The organism is Marinobacter sp. F4216, from assembly GCF_019931195.1.
Taxonomy (GTDB): Bacteria; Pseudomonadota; Gammaproteobacteria; order Pseudomonadales; family Oleiphilaceae; genus Marinobacter; species Marinobacter suaedae.
This window is the reverse complement of sequence record NZ_JAIOUO010000003.1, coordinates 720,161-735,602: the sequence shown is the minus strand read 5'-3', so window position 1 is coordinate 735,602 and position 15,442 is coordinate 720,161. Positions and strand designations below refer to the sequence as shown.

Annotated in this window: 15 protein-coding genes and 1 pseudogene; 2 read left to right on the top strand and 14 right to left on the bottom strand. The window is 59.5% G+C overall.

What is annotated here, in order from left to right:
- Positions 1-48 precede the first annotated feature (48 nt).
- The gene (locus tag K8I84_RS08945; RefSeq protein ID WP_223794401.1) at positions 49-1,185 is read right to left on the bottom strand and encodes a murein hydrolase activator EnvC family protein; all 1,137 of its coding nucleotides are present in this window, start codon (positions 1,183-1,185) and stop codon (positions 49-51) included.
- A 19-nt stretch (positions 1,186-1,204) separates the two neighbouring features.
- Complete coding sequence (gpmM, locus tag K8I84_RS08940; RefSeq protein ID WP_223794400.1) at positions 1,205-2,752, bottom strand: 2,3-bisphosphoglycerate-independent phosphoglycerate mutase; 1,548 nt, start codon at positions 2,750-2,752, stop codon at positions 1,205-1,207.
- Positions 2,753-2,895: 143 nt separating this feature from the next.
- Between gpmM and K8I84_RS08935 the strand changes: the two genes are divergently transcribed.
- Both K8I84_RS08935 and secB read left to right on the top strand, forming a co-directional pair.
- Positions 2,896-3,312, top strand: a complete 417-nt coding sequence (locus K8I84_RS08935; protein WP_223794399.1) for a rhodanese-like domain-containing protein — start codon at positions 2,896-2,898, stop codon at positions 3,310-3,312.
- Between the two features lie 141 nt (positions 3,313-3,453).
- Positions 3,454-3,960 (top strand): protein-export chaperone SecB, encoded by a 507-nt coding sequence (gene secB / locus K8I84_RS08930; RefSeq protein ID WP_223794398.1) that lies wholly within the window; start codon positions 3,454-3,456, stop codon positions 3,958-3,960.
- Between the two features lie 73 nt (positions 3,961-4,033).
- Here the strand turns inward: secB and trmL are convergent, their stop codons facing one another.
- The 12 genes and pseudogenes from trmL to yegQ all read right to left on the bottom strand — a co-directional run bounded on the left by trmL (position 4,034) and on the right by yegQ (position 15,360).
- A complete protein-coding gene (gene trmL, locus K8I84_RS08925; RefSeq protein ID WP_223794397.1) occupies positions 4,034-4,498 on the bottom strand; it encodes a tRNA (uridine(34)/cytosine(34)/5-carboxymethylaminomethyluridine(34)-2'-O)-methyltransferase TrmL in 465 nt (154 codons plus the stop codon).
- A gap of 5 nt (positions 4,499-4,503) precedes the next feature.
- Positions 4,504-5,682 (bottom strand): acetyl-CoA C-acetyltransferase, encoded by a 1,179-nt coding sequence (locus tag K8I84_RS08920; protein ID WP_223794396.1) that lies wholly within the window; start codon positions 5,680-5,682, stop codon positions 4,504-4,506.
- A 107-nt stretch (positions 5,683-5,789) separates the two neighbouring features.
- Positions 5,790-6,911, bottom strand: coding sequence for a multifunctional CCA tRNA nucleotidyl transferase/2'3'-cyclic phosphodiesterase/2'nucleotidase/phosphatase (locus K8I84_RS08915; protein ID WP_223794395.1), 1,122 nt, complete (start codon positions 6,909-6,911; stop codon positions 5,790-5,792).
- A 132-nt stretch (positions 6,912-7,043) separates the two neighbouring features.
- Positions 7,044-7,223: pseudogene (locus K8I84_RS08910) on the bottom strand (conjugal transfer protein TraF); the annotation flags it as partial.
- Between the two features lie 144 nt (positions 7,224-7,367).
- Positions 7,368-7,826, bottom strand: coding sequence for a SufE family protein (locus K8I84_RS08905; protein ID WP_223794393.1), 459 nt, complete (start codon positions 7,824-7,826; stop codon positions 7,368-7,370).
- On the bottom strand, positions 7,826-8,368 hold the full coding sequence (gene sufT, locus K8I84_RS08900) for a putative Fe-S cluster assembly protein SufT (protein WP_223794392.1): 543 nt from the start codon (positions 8,366-8,368) through the stop codon (positions 7,826-7,828). Before sufT ends, K8I84_RS08905 begins: the two co-directional genes overlap by 1 nt.
- A gap of 44 nt (positions 8,369-8,412) precedes the next feature.
- Positions 8,413-8,766: a HesB/IscA family protein gene (locus K8I84_RS08895; RefSeq protein WP_223794391.1), complete on the bottom strand. Its 354-nt coding sequence runs from the start codon at positions 8,764-8,766 to the stop codon at positions 8,413-8,415.
- Positions 8,767-8,779: 13 nt separating this feature from the next.
- Positions 8,780-10,033, bottom strand: a complete 1,254-nt coding sequence (locus tag K8I84_RS08890; RefSeq protein ID WP_223794390.1) for an aminotransferase class V-fold PLP-dependent enzyme — start codon at positions 10,031-10,033, stop codon at positions 8,780-8,782.
- A gap of 6 nt (positions 10,034-10,039) precedes the next feature.
- On the bottom strand, positions 10,040-11,326 hold the full coding sequence (sufD, locus tag K8I84_RS08885; RefSeq protein ID WP_223794389.1) for a Fe-S cluster assembly protein SufD: 1,287 nt from the start codon (positions 11,324-11,326) through the stop codon (positions 10,040-10,042).
- A 12-nt stretch (positions 11,327-11,338) separates the two neighbouring features.
- Positions 11,339-12,112, bottom strand: coding sequence for a Fe-S cluster assembly ATPase SufC (sufC, locus tag K8I84_RS08880; protein ID WP_223794388.1), 774 nt, complete (start codon positions 12,110-12,112; stop codon positions 11,339-11,341).
- Between the two features lie 61 nt (positions 12,113-12,173).
- Positions 12,174-13,622: a Fe-S cluster assembly protein SufB gene (gene sufB, locus K8I84_RS08875; RefSeq protein WP_223794387.1), complete on the bottom strand. Its 1,449-nt coding sequence runs from the start codon at positions 13,620-13,622 to the stop codon at positions 12,174-12,176.
- A gap of 424 nt (positions 13,623-14,046) precedes the next feature.
- Positions 14,047-15,360 (bottom strand): tRNA 5-hydroxyuridine modification protein YegQ, encoded by a 1,314-nt coding sequence (gene yegQ, locus K8I84_RS08870; protein ID WP_223794386.1) that lies wholly within the window; start codon positions 15,358-15,360, stop codon positions 14,047-14,049.
- Positions 15,361-15,442: the final 82 nt, after the last annotated feature.

Here is a 15,442-nt window from a genome sequence, read left to right as displayed (position 1 = left end):
AGACAGTATGGCGTCCAGCGCTTCGTTTGTCAGCCCTGTTGGGAGTACTCAGTTCGCAAGCCAGCGCCTGGGATTGACCGGCTTGCCATTGTGGCGAACTTCAAAGTACACCGCGGGGCTTTCAGCCTCGCCGGTACGCCCTGCAACAGCGATGGGCTCGCCTGCTGCCACCCAGTCGCCCGGGCTGGTGAACAGGCTGCTGTTATGGCCGTAGAGTGTCATGTAGCCATCGCCATGATCAATGATGGTCATCAAGCCGAAGCCACGAAGCCAGTTGGCAAAAACGACTCGTCCGTAGTGGATGGCCCTGATCTCGGTGCCCTCGCCGGTGCCGATCAGCAGGCCGCTTCGTTTCAGCTTGCCACCGGCGTATTGATCGCCGTAGTTACTGACGATTTTGCCCTGCACGGGCCAGGGAAGCTTGTTGCGCAATGAGCTGAATGGCTGGGATTCGTTGGGGGCAGGGATGTTGGCGATCGCCTGCTGGACTTCCCTGAGCAGCTTTTCCAGCCGCTGGCGGTCAGCTTCCAGATTCTCCCGCTCGCTTTTACGGGTACGGATGTCGCTGTTGAGTTTGGCCAGGGTTTGCTGGCGTTCCTTGCGGCTTTCGTCCAGCTCGGCTTGCCGGCTGGCAATGTCTGCGGCGGTGCGGGCCAGGTTGGTGCGAGTGGTCTGGATGCTGGCTCTGGCGTCTTTCAGTTCCCGGAGACTGGCGCGGAAGGCTTCCAGGCTCTCAACCGTATGCCGGCTGAGATACTCGTAGTAGGTCATGGTGCGAGCGACCCGGTCCGGATCGACTTCATTAAGCAGAACCTTGATGGCCGGAGTGTCACCTTCCATCCAGGCGGCCCGGATCTGACGTTTCAGGCTGTCCCGCTGTCGATTCAGGTTGGTAACGAGCTGGCGTTCTTCCTGCTCCAGTTCTTTCAGGCGGGCCTTCAGTTTTTCCGTGCGTTGCTCCAGATCCCGGCGCTCACGGGTCAGGCGGCCTATTTTCCGCTCCGTTGCAGCAAGCTGGCGTTCAAGCGCTGAGCGATCTCGTTCTGCATCGCTCAGCCACTCGTCGATGCCCGCTATGCGTTCCTTCAGTTCTCGCACCTGGGACGGCGTAACCTCATCCTGGGCCAGAGCTGCCGAGGTGCCTGCCAGAAGCGTGATGAGCAGAGCCGGTATTAACCGCAACACGGCTGTCAGTTCGCAGCGGTCAGTCAGCTTTTACCAGGCTGTGCCCGGTCATTTCGCTGGGCTGCTCCAGTCCCATCAGGGCCAGGAGCGTGGGCGCTACGTCGCTCAGGCTGCCATCATCCAGCAAGGAAACCTTGCGCGGGCCGGTGTAGACCAGCGGCACAGGATCGCTGGTGTGGGCCGTGTGAACCTGTCCGGTTTCCGGATCGGTCATCTGCTCGCAGTTGCCATGGTCGGCCGTAATCAGGGCCTCGCCGCCGACCTCGTCAAGCGCTTCAATAACGCGCTTCACGCAGGTGTCGAGGCATTCAGCTGCCTTGATGGCGGCATCCAGCTTGCCGGTGTGTCCGACCATGTCGCCGTTGGCGTAGTTGCACACGATCAGGTCATACTTCCCGCTCTTGATGGCGTCCACCAGCTTGTCGGTGACTTCCGGTGCGCTCATTTCCGGCTTCAGGTCATAGGTGGCCACCTGAGGGGAGGGGACCAGAATGCGGTCTTCGCCGTCAAACGGAGTTTCCATTCCGCCGTTGAAGAAGAAAGTCACGTGAGCGTACTTTTCGGTTTCGGAGATGCGAAGCTGGGTCTTGTTCAGCTTGGCCATGTACTCGCCGAGGCCATTGGACAGCTGCTCGGGCGGGTAGGCGCAGCTGGTTTTGATGTCTGCCGCATACTCAGTGAGCATGACGAAATCCGCCAGTTCAGGATGCTTGATCCGATCAAAACCATCGAAATCCTGCTCGACGAACGCGCGGGTCATTTCCCGGGCACGGTCGGCCCGGAAGTTCATGAACAGAACCGTGTCGCCGTCGTTGATGGTGCCTTCCGGCTGACCCGCGGAATAAATTCGGGTCGGTTGCACGAACTCGTCGTTCTCTTCCCTGGCATAGGCTTGCTCAAGGGCGCTGACCGGGTCGGTTGCGGTGAACGCTGCTTTGCCCTGGGTCATCAGGTTGTAGGCGCCTTCGACACGGTCCCAGCGGTTGTCCCGGTCCATGGCAAAGTAGCGGCCGACGATGGAGGCAACGCGCCCCACGCCCAGGCTTTCCAGCTTGGCTGCGGCCTTTTCCAGGGATGGTTTGGCGCTGCGCGGCGGCATGTCCCGGCCATCGAGGAAGGCGTGGATGTAGACTTCTTTCGCTCCGCGATTCGCCGCCATCTCGGCAGCAGCGAGAATGTGATCTTCGTGGCTGTGAACGCCACCTGGTGACAGCAGGCCCATCAGGTGAACCGCCCGACCACCGCTGACGGCTTTGTCGATGGCGGCACACAGCGTCTCATTTTTCTGGAAGCTGCCGTCTTCCAGTTCTTTGTCGATACGGGTCAGGCTCTGATACACCACGCGTCCCGCGCCCAGGTTCATGTGGCCCACTTCCGAGTTGCCCATCTGACCCTGGGGCAGCCCCACGAACATGCCGGAGGTGTTGATCAGGGTCTTTGGCTGGGATTGCCAGAGTTTGTCCCAGAACGGCGTGTTGGCGTTGCTGATGGCATTGTCTTCAGCCGGGTCACGGTGGCCCCAGCCATCCAGGATAATCAGTGCAGTCGGCTTGCGCGTCGCGGTCATCAGTCCTTCCGATCGAATAAAAAATGGGAAAATAGAGACCCCGGATTCTAACCGGTTTGGCACAGACAAGCCATGCTGCCTGCCTTCTGTGACTCGGCCGGTGCGTGTATAATCCAGCCAAAATTTTTCTTCAGGGTATTTTCATGGATCGCTTTTTCGAGTTCGTTGTTAACCATTACATCCTTGCTTCACTGTTTGTTGCCTTTCTGGTTGCTATCGTCATTCTGGAATCCCGTCGTGGTGGCAGCAAAGTATCGGCACAGGAAGTGATCCGGCTGATTAACGGTGATCAGGCGGTGGTGCTGGATATCCGGGATCGCAAGGAATATGGCGAGGGGCGTATCACCGGTGCCATCAACATCCCTCTCAACAGTCTGAAAAGCCGGGTGAGTGAGCTGTCCAAGCACAAGGACAAACAGATCATTGTGGCGGACAAGATGGGCCAGCATTCGGCCATGGCGGTGAAGCAGCTGAACGCCGAAGGTTTCACCAATGTGGCGCGCCTGAACGGTGGGATCACCGATTGGAAAGCCAACAATCTGCCGCTGGTGAAAAAGTAAGGCGTGCAAGAGGCCTTGATCTGGAGCGCATTCTGCCGCACTGTTTCACATCAGTCGGCGGAGCCAGTCGGTACACGGCTCCGGTAGCACATTTTATTAACAAGGGCGTCAGGCCCACGAAAGAGAACAAAAGGAAAGACCATGGCTGAGAACCAGCAGGCCGCCGCAGGCAGTCAAAACGAGAACCAACCCCAGTTTGCCCTTCAGCGCATCTACGTGAAGGACCTGTCCTTTGAATCACCAAACTCCCCACTGGTGTTTCAGGAGCAGTGGAAGCCTCAGGTGAACCTCGATCTCAACACGTCTCACAACAAACTGAGCGACAACCAGTACGAAGTGGTTCTGTCACTGACGGTTACTGCCAAGATCGGCGAGAAAACCGCGTACCTGGTTGAGATCCAGCAGGCCGGTGTTTTCCTGGTGAGTGGTATTGAAGGCCCTCAGCTGGGTCAGATGCTCGGTGCCTACTGCCCGAACATTCTGTTTCCCTACGCCCGCGAAGCCATCGACGGCATCGTCGGCAAGGGCAGCTTCCCGGCCCTTATGCTGGCACCGGTCAACTTTGATGCCATCTACGCCCAGGCGCTGAAGCGCAAGCAGGAAGAGGGTGGCGAAGAAGCGGGCAAGCAAGAGTCGCAGACACACTGATTCGCGTTCTTCCGTATAGAAAAAACCGGCCTTGTGGCCGGTTTTTTTGTGCTGGCGTTCCAGGCGTGCAGAGTCAGATCGAGCCGGCAAATCCCATTTGACGCCAGGCTTCATAGACCACGAGCGCTGCCGTGTTGGACAGGTTCAGGCTACGGCTTTCCGGTCGCATGGGCACCCTTAGCCGGTTTCCGGCGGGTAATGCCTCCCGAACCTCAATCGGCAGCCCCCGGGTTTCCGGGCCGAACATCAGGTAATCACCGTCTTCGAACGCCACTTCATGGTAATGGCGCTGGCCTTTGGTCGTGAACCCGAACAGCCGGGTTGGGCGTTCGGCCTCCAGAAAGGCGTCATAGTCCGGGTGTACCTTCACCGTGGCGTATTCGCTGTAATCCAGCCCCGCGCGCCGCATCTGTTTGTCCTCGAGGTTGAACCCCAGCGGTTCAATCAGATGCAGCTGACAGCCTGTGTTGGCACAGAGCCGGATGATGTTACCTGTGTTGGGCGGAATCTCCGGCTCGTACAGCACCACGTTCAGCATCAAGGTTACCGCTCGACCGCCAGGGCAACGCCCATACCGCCACCAATGCACAGGGTGGCCAGGCCTTTGTTGGCGTCCCGGCGCACCATTTCGTGCAGCAGGGTGACCAGAATGCGGCAGCCGGAGGCACCAATGGGGTGACCCAGGGCGATGGCACCGCCATTCACATTCACTTTGTCCGTATCCCAACCCAGGTCCCGGTTCACAGAGATCGCCTGGGCAGCGAACGCTTCGTTAGCTTCGATCAGGTCCAGGTCATCCACGCTCCAGCCGGCACGCTGCAGACAGCGCTGACTGGCCGGAATCGGACCGGTGCCCATGATCGTGGGGTCGACCCCCGCGTTCGCATACGCCTTGATGGTGACCAGTGGTGTCAGGCCCAGTTCGCGGGCCTTGTCGGCGCTGCAGACCATCACCGCCGCAGCACCATCGTTCAGGGAGGAGGCGTTGCCGGCGGTCACGGAACCGTCCTTCTTGAAGGCGGGGCGGAGCTTGCCCAGCCCGTCGCCGGTCACGCCATCGCGCGGACATTCGTCCTTGTCGACCACGATCGGGTCGCCTTTACGCTGAGGCACGGAAACCGGCACAATCTGGCTGTCGAAGTGTCCGGCAGACTGGGCGGCAACCGCCTTCTGCTGGGAGGCTGCGGCGAAGGCGTCCTGCTCGTCCCGGCTGATTCCATACTTTTCCACGATGTTCTCGGCGGTGATGCCCATGTGGTAGTCGTTGAAGGCATCCCAGAGTCCGTCGGTGATCATGGTGTCGACCATGCTCCAGTTGCCCATGCGCTGGCCGTTGCGGCTGTTGGGCAGAACGTGGGGCGACTGGCTCATGCTTTCCTGGCCACCGGCAATCAGTAGCTCAGCATCGCCGCAGCTGATCGCCTGAACGGCCATGTGAACCGCTTTCAGGCCGGAGCCGCACACCTTGTTGATGGTCATGGCGGGCACAGAAGCCGGCAGCCCCGCGTTGATAGAGGCCTGGCGAGCCGGATTCTGGCCGCAGCCGGCAGTTAGAACCTGACCGAGAATCACCTCGTTTACCTGGTCGCCGGCAATCCCCGTTTCTTCCATCAGGGCTTTGATCACTGTGGTGCCAAGCTGATCGGCCTTGAGGCTGGACAGGGCGCCACCAAAGGCGCCAATGGCGGTACGTTTGGCGGCAACAATGACAACATCACGCATAAGATCTCTCCGATTCGCTGGGCGCGGGTCTGGCTCCATTCGCGCAAGTTTTAGAATGACGGCATTGTAGCCGGAAAGTTGCACCCGGCCCAAGGTAGCCGGTGTGGTTAGCGGTTCTTACCCGTCAGTGCCTGTTCAACGCATTTCAGCCGTTCCTGCTGAATGGCCTGGCCCAGGGCTTTGCCTTTGAACCCTTTGTCCAGGAGCTGCCTTGGTTCGACCCCTGCGGCTGCCGTCGCTGCTCGCTGAAGCGCATCAAGGTTGGTGATGGCCATTTCCGGCAACGTACACCTCAGGACCTCCAGCAGGGTGTGAAACCGGTCAGCCCGGCGCCAGACATCGGCGCGGTCGAGCAGATCAAGCAATTCACTGGCACCGGGAGCTGTGCCGGTGCTTTCGCCAAGTATCGGTTGGGTCGTGGCCAGTAGCTGTGCCAGGGCGGTGCAGTCGTTGGGTGCTTTCAGTGCCCTGGCTCGTTCAGACATCTCCTGTGGTGGAACCGGAGACATCAAAGCGGCAAAGCGCTGGGTCAGGTTTCCGTCGTGGCGGTGGACGCAGTGCAGGGCGGCCATGGCGGCATCGAAACGCTCAGGCGGGCTGAGTTCCGGGATCAGCACGTCGAGGGCACCACAGGCCCGAAGTACCTCAAAAAAGGTTCCGGGCTCTTTCTCCTGCAGAGCTCTCTGGATTTCCTGCCAAACCCGTTCGGCCACCAGATGATGCACCTCGCCATCGTTGACCATGGTTTGCATCAGTTCCATGGTGTTCTGGCACACCTCGAAGCCCATGGGGGCAAACCGGGCGGCAAACCGGGCGATTCGCAGTATCCGCAGTGGGTCCTCGGCAAAGGCCTCCGACACGTGGCGCAACTGACGGTCCCGGATGTCTTGCTGGCCGTTGAACGGGTCGATGATATGGCCCTGGTTGTCCCGGGCCATGGCGTTGATCGTGAGGTCCCGCCGCTTCAGGTCTTCTTCCAGGGTGACGTCCGGCGCACTGTAGATCTCAAAGCCATGGTAGCCATGCCCCTGCTTCCGTTCAGTGCGGGCCAGGGCGTATTCCTCCCGGCTTCCGGGGTGAAGGAAGACGGGGAAGTCAGCGCCTACTTGCTTGAAACCCTCTGCCAGCATCTGGTCCGGTGTTGCACCGACAACCACCCAGTCCCGGTCTTTGACCTCAAGGCCAAGAAGTTCATCTCGGACGGCGCCGCCAACCAGATAAGTGTGCATGGAAGGTCTGTTCCCTGATTAAAGATGGTCCGGGAATTATCCGGTTCGACGTGTCCAGAGGCAAACCCGGAATCAGCATAAAAAAGCCCGCGCGGCGTGGCCGGGCGGGCTCTGGCTGTTTCCGTCGGAAAATCAGAACGCGGTGCCAAACTCCAGGGCGGCGCCCACATCGGCATCGCTGTAGAGTGCGCCCAGGTCGAATCGGACGCCCATCAGGTTGACGCCCAGGCCTGCGGTAAACTGGGTTTCTTCGGCAATGCCGTCGTTGTCGTCATTGCTGGCCAGGTTCTGGCGAACACCAACGCGCAGTTGGGGCTGAGGCCGAGGGCTGACTGGCAGTAAGGTCAAGGCGTTAGTGGAGGTGGGTTGAGCCACCACGGACAGGCTGTCCAGTCAGTCGTGAATGGCTCGAATGGCTCGGATTGATGGTCGTCGGGTAATGTTTACCGCTGCGGCTCAGGCAGCCTGAGCTGCAGCAATATCCCGGATCTTGCTAACCATGGCCCGCAACCCGTTACCGCGAGTCGGGGAGATGTGGCGGAACAGGTCCAGCTCTTCGAACAATTCATCGATGTCCGTGGTGAGCAGTTCCCTTGGGGACTTGCCATTCAGCGCCACCAGGATGATGGCGGCCAGGCCGCGCACGATCATAGCGTCGGAATCGATCAGCAGGTACAGCTTGCCGGTGTCTTCGTCGTAGTGGTGAATCAGCCACACCTGGCTTTGACAGCCGTGCACGTAATTCTCTTCCATCCGGGCGTCATCGGGGAACGCCGGTAGCTGCTTGCCCAGATCGATGATGTAGGCGTAACGCTCTTCCCAGTCATCCAGGAATTCGAAAGCGTCGGTGACGTCTTCCAGGGTCGTCTTGGTGCCCAGCGGGTTGTTCTTGAAATCCTGTTCGCTTGCGGTCATCAGAGCATTCCCAGTTCAAGCTTGGCTTCGTCGGTGAGCATGTCGTTGCTCCAGGGCGGGTCGAAGGTCAGTTCCACCGTCACCTTGTCCACGTTGGGAACATGCTCGGTCTTGCGTTTCACATCATCGCAGATCACCGGTCCCATGCCGCAACCGGCGGCGGTCAGCGTCATCTTGATGTAGACGTGGTTGCCATCGTCGGTGCCGTTTTCGATCTTGCATTCGTAGATCAGGCCCAGATCCACGACGTTCACGGGAATTTCCGGGTCGTAGCAGTTACGGAGTGCTTCCCACACCTGGTTTTCATTGATGGATCCGTCTTCCGGGGTGTCGAAGCTGCTTTCCAGCGGCTTCTTGCCCAGGGCGTCGGCATTGTGGCCTTCGATGCGGGCCAGGTTGCCGTTGACCGCGACGGTAAAGCTACCGCCCAGTGACTGTGTGATGGTCACAAAGGTGTCCGCCGGAATCATGATTTCGGTGCCGGCAGGGACAAGGCGCGCCTCTACTTCGCGCTTGGTCAGGACCACTTCCCGTTCTTGCATGCCCAAAATGGCCTCGCTGATGTCAGTTGGCTACCCGAGCAGGCTCAGGCAACGGTAAAACTTTCCCCGCAGCCACATTCGGCGGTGGCGTTGGGATTGCGATACTGGAACATAGAGTTTACGCCGACGGTGACGAAATCAATCTCGATGCCGTTCACCAGTGGCAGGTGTTCTTCCTTCACGATGATGTCCACACCGTCCACATGGAACACCCGGTCATCGGCCTCGATGGACTCTGCCCAGAGCGTCTCGTACTTGAAGCCGGAGCAGCCGCTTTTCCTGATGGCCAGGCGAATGCCCTTGGCCTCTGGCTTTTTCTCCAGCTGCTTGCGTACATGCTTAACCGCGCTATCGGTCATGGTCACGGCGACGGTCGGTGTAAAGACTTCGGCTGTCATGGGTCGACCTCCCTCAGGCAAACAGGCGCTGGATTTTCTGCAAGGCGGAAAACAACTGGTCCACCTCTTCCATAGTATTGTAAAACGCAAAGGAGGCCCGTGCTGTACCGGGAACTCCATAGAAGTCCATCAGTGGCATGGCGCAATGGTGGCCAGTGCGGATGGCAATGCCTTGCTGGTCCAGCAGGGTGCCGATGTCACTGGGGTGCAGGCCGGCGATTTTGAACGACATCACCGGCACCTTCTTCTTTGCCGTGCCAATGATTTCCATGCCGGGTACGGTTTCAACCAGCTGGTTGGCGCGTTCAAGCAGTGAACGTTCGGCGGCCTCCATGGCGGCCCGGTCAAGACCGTTCAGGTACTTGATGGCTGCGCCCAATCCGACCGCTTCGGCAATCGCCGGTGTTCCGGCTTCGAATTTGTAGGGCAGGGTGTTCCAGGTGGTTTTCTCGAACGACACCCGCTCGATCATCTCGCCGCCGCCCTGATAAGGGGGCATGTCTTCCAGAAGCCGGGCCTTGCCGTACAGCACACCGATGCCGGTGGGGCCGAACAGTTTATGGGATGAAAACGCGTAGAAGTCGCAGTCCAGTGCCTGCACATCCGGCTGATAGTGCGGTACGGCCTGGGCACCGTCCACGACGGTCAGAACGTTACGCGCCCTGGCTTTCTGGATCAGCTCGGCCACCGGGTTCACAGTGCCCAGTACGTTCGACACGTGGGTGATGGCCAGGATCTTGGTTCGATCCCCAAGCAGGCGGTTGAACGAATCTAGGTCCAGATCACCTTCCGGGGTGATGTCGATGGGAACCACCTTCGCACCGGTGCGCTCGGCCACCATCTGCCAGGGCACGATGTTGGCGTGGTGCTCCATCCGGCTGACGAGAATTTCATCGCCTTCGTTCAGGCGCGGGGCCAGACCGTTGGCAATCAGGTTGATCGCCTCGGTGGTGCCCCGGGTCCAGATGATTTCCCGGGTGCTGCCGGCGTTCAGGAACTGGCGAACGGTTTCACGGGCGCCTTCGAAGGCGGTCGTGGCCCGGTCGCCCAGCGTATGAGCGCCACGGTGCACGTTGGAATGCATCTCCCGGTAGTAACGGTCCATGGCGTCCAGCACGGCCAGCGGCTTCTGGGCCGATGCGCCGTTGTCCAGATACACCAGCGGCTTGCCGTTGACCTGCTGGGCGAGGATTGGAAAGTCCTGCCGGATGGCCGCTACGTCGAACGCTGGCTTGTTGGCTGAGTTTGCCACGGACAGATCCGTCATACCCGGTTACGCCTCCTGAAAGGTGTGTTCGAAGAACTGGTTGAGCTGCACTTGAACCGTTTCCTTCACGGCGTCCACCGGAATCTCTTCCACCAGTTCATTAATAAACGCCATGGTCAGCAGCACATTGGCCTCTCGCCTGCCAATGCCGCGAGACACCAGATAGAACAGTGAGGTTTCGTCCAGCTGGCCGATGGTGGCACCGTGGGCACATTTCACATCGTCTGCGTAGATTTCCAGCTCGGGCTTCGTATCGATTTCTGCACCGTTGGACAACAACAGGTTCTTGTTGTTCATGTCCGCATTGGACTTCTGCGCATCCTGATGGATGTGAATGCGACCGTTGAACACCGCGTGGGAGGTATCTGCCGCAATATTGCGGTAGGTTTCCTCGCTGTTGCAGTGGGCGGCCACATGCTCGATGCAGGTGTGGTTGTCGTAATGCTGCTTGTCCTGGGTCACCACCACGCCGTTCAGCTTGCATTCGGCACCTTCGCCTTCCAGGCGAACCTGCAGGTCATGGCGGCGCAGGGGGCCGCCGAAGCCAACGGTGTGGCTTTCAAAGCGGGAGTCGCGTTGCTGACGAACGCCGGTGGCGCCAATGTGCTGAACGCTGTCGCCTTCGGTATTCAGGCGCACACTGGTGATGCTGGCGCCGTCGGCCAGGTCAAACTCGGTCACGGTGTTGACCATCACCGGCTCGCTGCCGCTGGAGATGTATTCTTCCACCAGGGTGATCTGGCTGTGGCGCGCCGCCTCGACGAAAATGCGCGGGAATGCAGAGCCGCTGGCGTCGGCTGTCACTTCGTGCACGATGAACAGCGGCTGGTCGAGCCGGGCCTCCGGCTTCAGCTGAATCAGCAGGCCGTCTTCAAACCGGGCCGAATTCAGGCGCGCCATCTGTACGGCATCGGTGTCCAGGGTGCTGTCCAGTCGCGAGGCGAGCGTTTTGGCCTCGTCATCCGACAGGTCCCTGAAGCTGCGAATTCGAATGTCGTCCAGATCCGGGTAATCGCTGGCCTCCGGCATCATCACGCCGTTCAGGAAAACCACCTTGTAGCCGGGCGCAGGAAGGCTCGGGCCGGGCTTGCCCTCATTCGAGAGAGAAGTGGCCATCTCGTCGGCCAGCTTCAGGTATTTGCTGGAGTACTTCCAGTTCTCGGTTTTGCGCGTCGGCAGCGGCATGTCCACAAGGCCAGTGCCGCGCTCTTCGCGCAGTGCCAGCAGCGGAGCCGGCAGAGATTGCCCGCCCGGCTTCAGAAAGGCCGATGAGAGAGTCGGGGCTGGTTTCATTCCGTGACCTCCTTACTGACCCGTCTCGTTGGCTGTATCTTCGTCCCGGATGCCGAGCCAGCCGTAGCCGCGCTCTTCCAGTTCCAGGGCCAGTTCGCGGCCACCGGACTTGATGATCCTGCCTCCGGCCAGTACATGAACGTGGTCCGGCACAATGTGATTCAGCAGACGCTGGTAGTGGGTCACCATCAGGATCGCACGATCTTCGGAACGCAGAGCGTTGACACCGTCGGACACGACTTTTAGGGCGTCAATGTCCAGGCCGGAGTCGGTTTCGTCCAGAATGGCCAGCTTCGGCTGCAGCAGCAGGGCCTGCATGATTTCGTTACGCTTCTTTTCGCCACCGGAGAAACCTTCGTTCACGCCGCGCTTCAGGAACGCCGGATCCAGGTCCACCTGCTTGGAAACTTCTTTCGCCAGCTTCATGAATTCAGCGGCGTTGATTTCCGGCTCACCCCTGTGCGTGCGCATGGCGTTCACCGCAGTACGCAGGAACTGAAGGTTGCTGACGCCGGGGATTTCCACCGGGTACTGGAACGCCAGGAAGATGCCTTCGCGGGCGCGCTCCTCGGTTTCCTGCTCCAGCAGGTTTTTGCCGTTGAGGGTGATTTCACCGCCGGTGACCTCATACGCTTCGTTGCCTGCCAGCACCTGGGACAGGGTGCTTTTGCCGGAACCGTTCGGGCCCATGATGGCGTGTACTTCGCCCGCCTTTACTTCCAGGTTGATGCCCTTGAGGATCTCTTTGCCCTCAACCGATGCGTGCAGGTTTTTGATGCTCAGCATGTATGGGGTTCTCTCTGTTTTAAACTCTTTGAATTCGTGTGTCGGCGTTTGTTCGCGGCCTTTAGCCCACGGAACCTTCCAGGCTGACTTCCAGCAGCTTGCCGGCTTCTACGGCGAACTCCATGGGCAGCTCTTTGAATACTTCCTTACAGAAGCCGTTGACGATCATGGACACCGCCTGCTCCGGGTCGATACCACGTTGACGGCACAGAAACATCTGCTCGTCACTGACCTTGGAGGTAGTGGCCTCGTGCTCAACGATGGCCGACTTGTTCTTGCTCTCGATGTACGGGAAGGTGTGCGCCGCACAACGATCACCGATCAGCAAGGAGTCGCACTGGGTGAAGTTGCGGGCACCTTCGGCGCCCGGGCCAAATTTCACCAGGCCGCGGTAAGCGTTGGAGCTCTTGCCGGCCGAAATACCCTTGGAAATGATGGTGCTACGGGTGTTCTTGCCCAGATGGACCATCTTGGTACCGGTGTCGGCCTGCTGGAAGTTGTTGGTCAGCGCCACGGAGTAGAACTCGCCCACGCTGTTCTCGCCCCGCAGCACACAGCTGGGGTACTTCCAGGTGACGGCGGAACCGGTTTCTACCTGGGTCCAGGAGATCTTGCTGTTCCTGCCGATGCAGGCGCCCCGCTTGGTAACGAAGTTGTAGATACCGCCTTTGCCGTTCTCGTCGCCCGGGTACCAGTTCTGCACGGTGGAGTACTTGATCTGGGCATCGTCCAGCGCCACCAACTCTACCACCGCCGCGTGCAGCTGATTTTCATCCCGCATAGGCGCGGTGCAACCTTCCAGGTAGCTGACGTAGCTGCTGTCTTCGGCAATGATCAGCGTGCGTTCGAACTGACCGGTATTGGCGGCGTTTATCCGGAAGTAGGTTGACAGCTCCATCGGGCAGCGAACGCCCTTGGGCACATACACGAAGGTACCATCTGAGAATACCGCGGAGTTCAGGGCGGCGAAGAAGTTGTCACCCTGGGGAACCACCGAACCGAGGTACTTCTGCACGAGTTCCGGATAATCGCGAATGGCTTCGGAGATGGAGCAGAACACCACGCCGGCCTTGGCCAGCGGCTCTTTAAAGGTTGTCGCAACGGAGACGGAATCGAAGACCGCATCGACCGCAACACCGGCGAGCTTTTCCCGCTCGTGCAGGGGGATGCCCAGCTTTTCATAGGTCTTGAGCAGCTCCGGATCCACTTCATCCAGGCTCTGAGGCATGTCCTCTTTGCGCTTGGGCGCCGAGTAGTAGGAGATCGCGTTGTAATCGATTTTCGGATAGCCAACGTGGGCCCAGTCCGGCTCGTCCATTTCGAGCCAACGACGATAGGCTTTCAGACGCCACTCCAGCATCCACTCGGGCTCACCCTTAATCTGGGAAAGCCGGGCAATGACGTCTTCGTTCAGGCCGGGTTCGAAGGTATCGGCCTCAATCTCGGTTACGAAACCGTGCTCGTACCCTTTTTTGATCAGCTCGTTCACCTCTTGATCGGTGGTCGCCATGATCGTCGCTCCGTATTCTCTCATCGCGGGCGCTGTCGCCCTTGGTGTGCCGCCGGCCTTTGGTGTCTGGCCGCCGGGCGGATGTCTTAAGTTTGGGTGTTGCAGTGGTCGCTCATCTTGTGAGTACGCCCTGCAATCGTTTTTTGGATGACGGGTTCGTGAAAGGCCGGCTGCAGTGCTAAAAAAGCATAAAAAACCGGCGCGCCCGTCAGTTCTGGCGAGCGATTATACAATACCATAGTAATTTAGTCAGGTATTAAATCGTGCGTGGCCGGATTATACCGCATCCGGAGGCGCGGGTACCAAGGCGTGAAAACCGAAGCGGGCCCTGTGGCGCTCAGTCAACGATTTCGTAGAGGTCTTGCAGATCGGTTGAGTAGCTTACGCCGACCAGTCGCCAGCCATTGCCTGCTGGCGGATGGCTTCATCTTTCCTGGTTCAGGATGCGGGTCAGGTAGCTGTATTCCAGATTAGCCGGCGTGCCTTCCGGTCGCGGGATTCGAACAACATAACCGCTGCCGGGGGCGTAATCCAGAGACCTTCCTTCGCGGGTTTCCATTCTGTGGATCGCAAAGCGGATGTTGCCGTCCGGTGTCATCAGCTCCAGTGGGTCGTTGCAGCCAAAGCGGTTCTTGACATCAATGGTGATGGTCTGGTCGTCGGCGTCGACAATTTGCCCCACCACCTGCTGGGTGCCCTGAATCGAGGAGCCCTGCTCGTAAGTCTGGTATTCCTGGGGCAGATGCCGGCGCAGGAAACCTTCGGTGTAGCCTCGGTTGGAGAGCGCTTCCAGCTCATCCATCTGGCCCATATCGAACGGCAGGCCTGTCACGGCGCGGTTAATAGCCCGGCGATACACCTGGGTGGTTCGGGCCACGTAGTAGGGGCTCTTGGTGCGGCCTTCAATCTTCAGGGAGTGGACACCCATCCGGCACAGGGCTTCCACATGCTGCACAGCCCGAAGGTCGCGGGAGTTCATGATGTAGGTACCGTGTTCGTCTTCATAGGCAGGTATGAAACTGCCCGGACGGTTGGGTTCCTCCAGCAGGATTTCCCGGGTGTTTGCGTCGGGATCGAACTGCTGTACCGGAATCAGGTCGCCGCTCTGGTCATGGGTGCTTTGGACTTCCCGATAATTCCAGCGACAGGCGTTGGTGCAGGTGCCCTGATTGGCGTCCCGGTGATTCATATAGCCCGACAGCAGACAGCGACCGGAATAGGCCATGCACAGGGCGCCGTGGACAAAGACTTCCAGTTCCATCTCCGGCACCCGCTCGCGAATCTCGGCGATCTCTTTCAGGTCCAGCTCCCGGGACAGGATCACCCGGCTGATGCCCTGCCGACGCCAGAATTCCACCGTCGCCCAGTTGACGGTGTTGGCCTGCACCGACAGGTGAATAGGCTGGTCCGGCCACTTGTCCCGGATCATCATGATCAGGCCCGGGTCAGACATAATCAGGGCATCGGGCTTCAGCTCAATCACCGATGCCATGTCATCCACAAAGGTTTTCACCTTGCTGTTGTGGGGCGCGATATTCGACACCACGTATAGCTGTTTGCCGAGCGCCCGTGCCCGCTCAATCCCGGTGGCCAGGGTGTCCACGGTTTTGAAACTGTTGTTTCTGGCGCGCAGGGAATAACGGGGCTGGCCCGCATAGACGGCATCTGCGCCATAGGCAAAGGCGGTTTCAAGGTGCTCAAGGGTGCCGGCAGGGCAGAGGAGTTCAGGCGTTCGCATGGTGATTCCGGAATTGCTGGGACAGGGAAATAAAAAGCGCGCCAGTCTGCCAGTGGCCGAAGATTCAGGTCTTGATCTGGCT

Excerpts from the sequence above, each read along its gene's own strand:
- K8I84_RS08915 (WP_223794395.1), bottom strand. The coding sequence starts at position 6,911 with ATGCACACTTATCTGGTTGGCGGCGCCGTCCGAGATGAACTTCTTGGC.
- trmL (WP_223794397.1), bottom strand. The coding sequence starts at position 4,498 with ATGCTGAACGTGGTGCTGTACGAGCCGGAGATTCCGCCCAACACAGGT.
- sufD (WP_223794389.1), bottom strand. The coding sequence starts at position 11,326 with ATGAAACCAGCCCCGACTCTCTCATCGGCCTTTCTGAAGCCGGGCGGG.
- K8I84_RS08905 (WP_223794393.1), bottom strand. The coding sequence starts at position 7,826 with ATGACCGCAAGCGAACAGGATTTCAAGAACAACCCGCTGGGCACCAAG.
- K8I84_RS08935 (WP_223794399.1), top strand. The coding sequence starts at position 2,896 with ATGGATCGCTTTTTCGAGTTCGTTGTTAACCATTACATCCTTGCTTCA.
- gpmM (WP_223794400.1), bottom strand. The coding sequence starts at position 2,752 with ATGACCGCGACGCGCAAGCCGACTGCACTGATTATCCTGGATGGCTGG.
- K8I84_RS08920 (WP_223794396.1), bottom strand. The coding sequence starts at position 5,682 with ATGCGTGATGTTGTCATTGTTGCCGCCAAACGTACCGCCATTGGCGCC.
- K8I84_RS08895 (WP_223794391.1), bottom strand. The coding sequence starts at position 8,766 with ATGACAGCCGAAGTCTTTACACCGACCGTCGCCGTGACCATGACCGAT.
- sufT (WP_223794392.1), bottom strand. The coding sequence starts at position 8,368 with ATGCAAGAACGGGAAGTGGTCCTGACCAAGCGCGAAGTAGAGGCGCGC.
- sufC (WP_223794388.1), bottom strand. The coding sequence starts at position 12,112 with ATGCTGAGCATCAAAAACCTGCACGCATCGGTTGAGGGCAAAGAGATC.
- sufB (WP_223794387.1), bottom strand. The coding sequence starts at position 13,622 with ATGGCGACCACCGATCAAGAGGTGAACGAGCTGATCAAAAAAGGGTAC.
- yegQ (WP_223794386.1), bottom strand. The coding sequence starts at position 15,360 with ATGCGAACGCCTGAACTCCTCTGCCCTGCCGGCACCCTTGAGCACCTT.
- K8I84_RS08890 (WP_223794390.1), bottom strand. The coding sequence starts at position 10,033 with ATGACGGATCTGTCCGTGGCAAACTCAGCCAACAAGCCAGCGTTCGAC.
- secB (WP_223794398.1), top strand. The coding sequence starts at position 3,454 with ATGGCTGAGAACCAGCAGGCCGCCGCAGGCAGTCAAAACGAGAACCAA.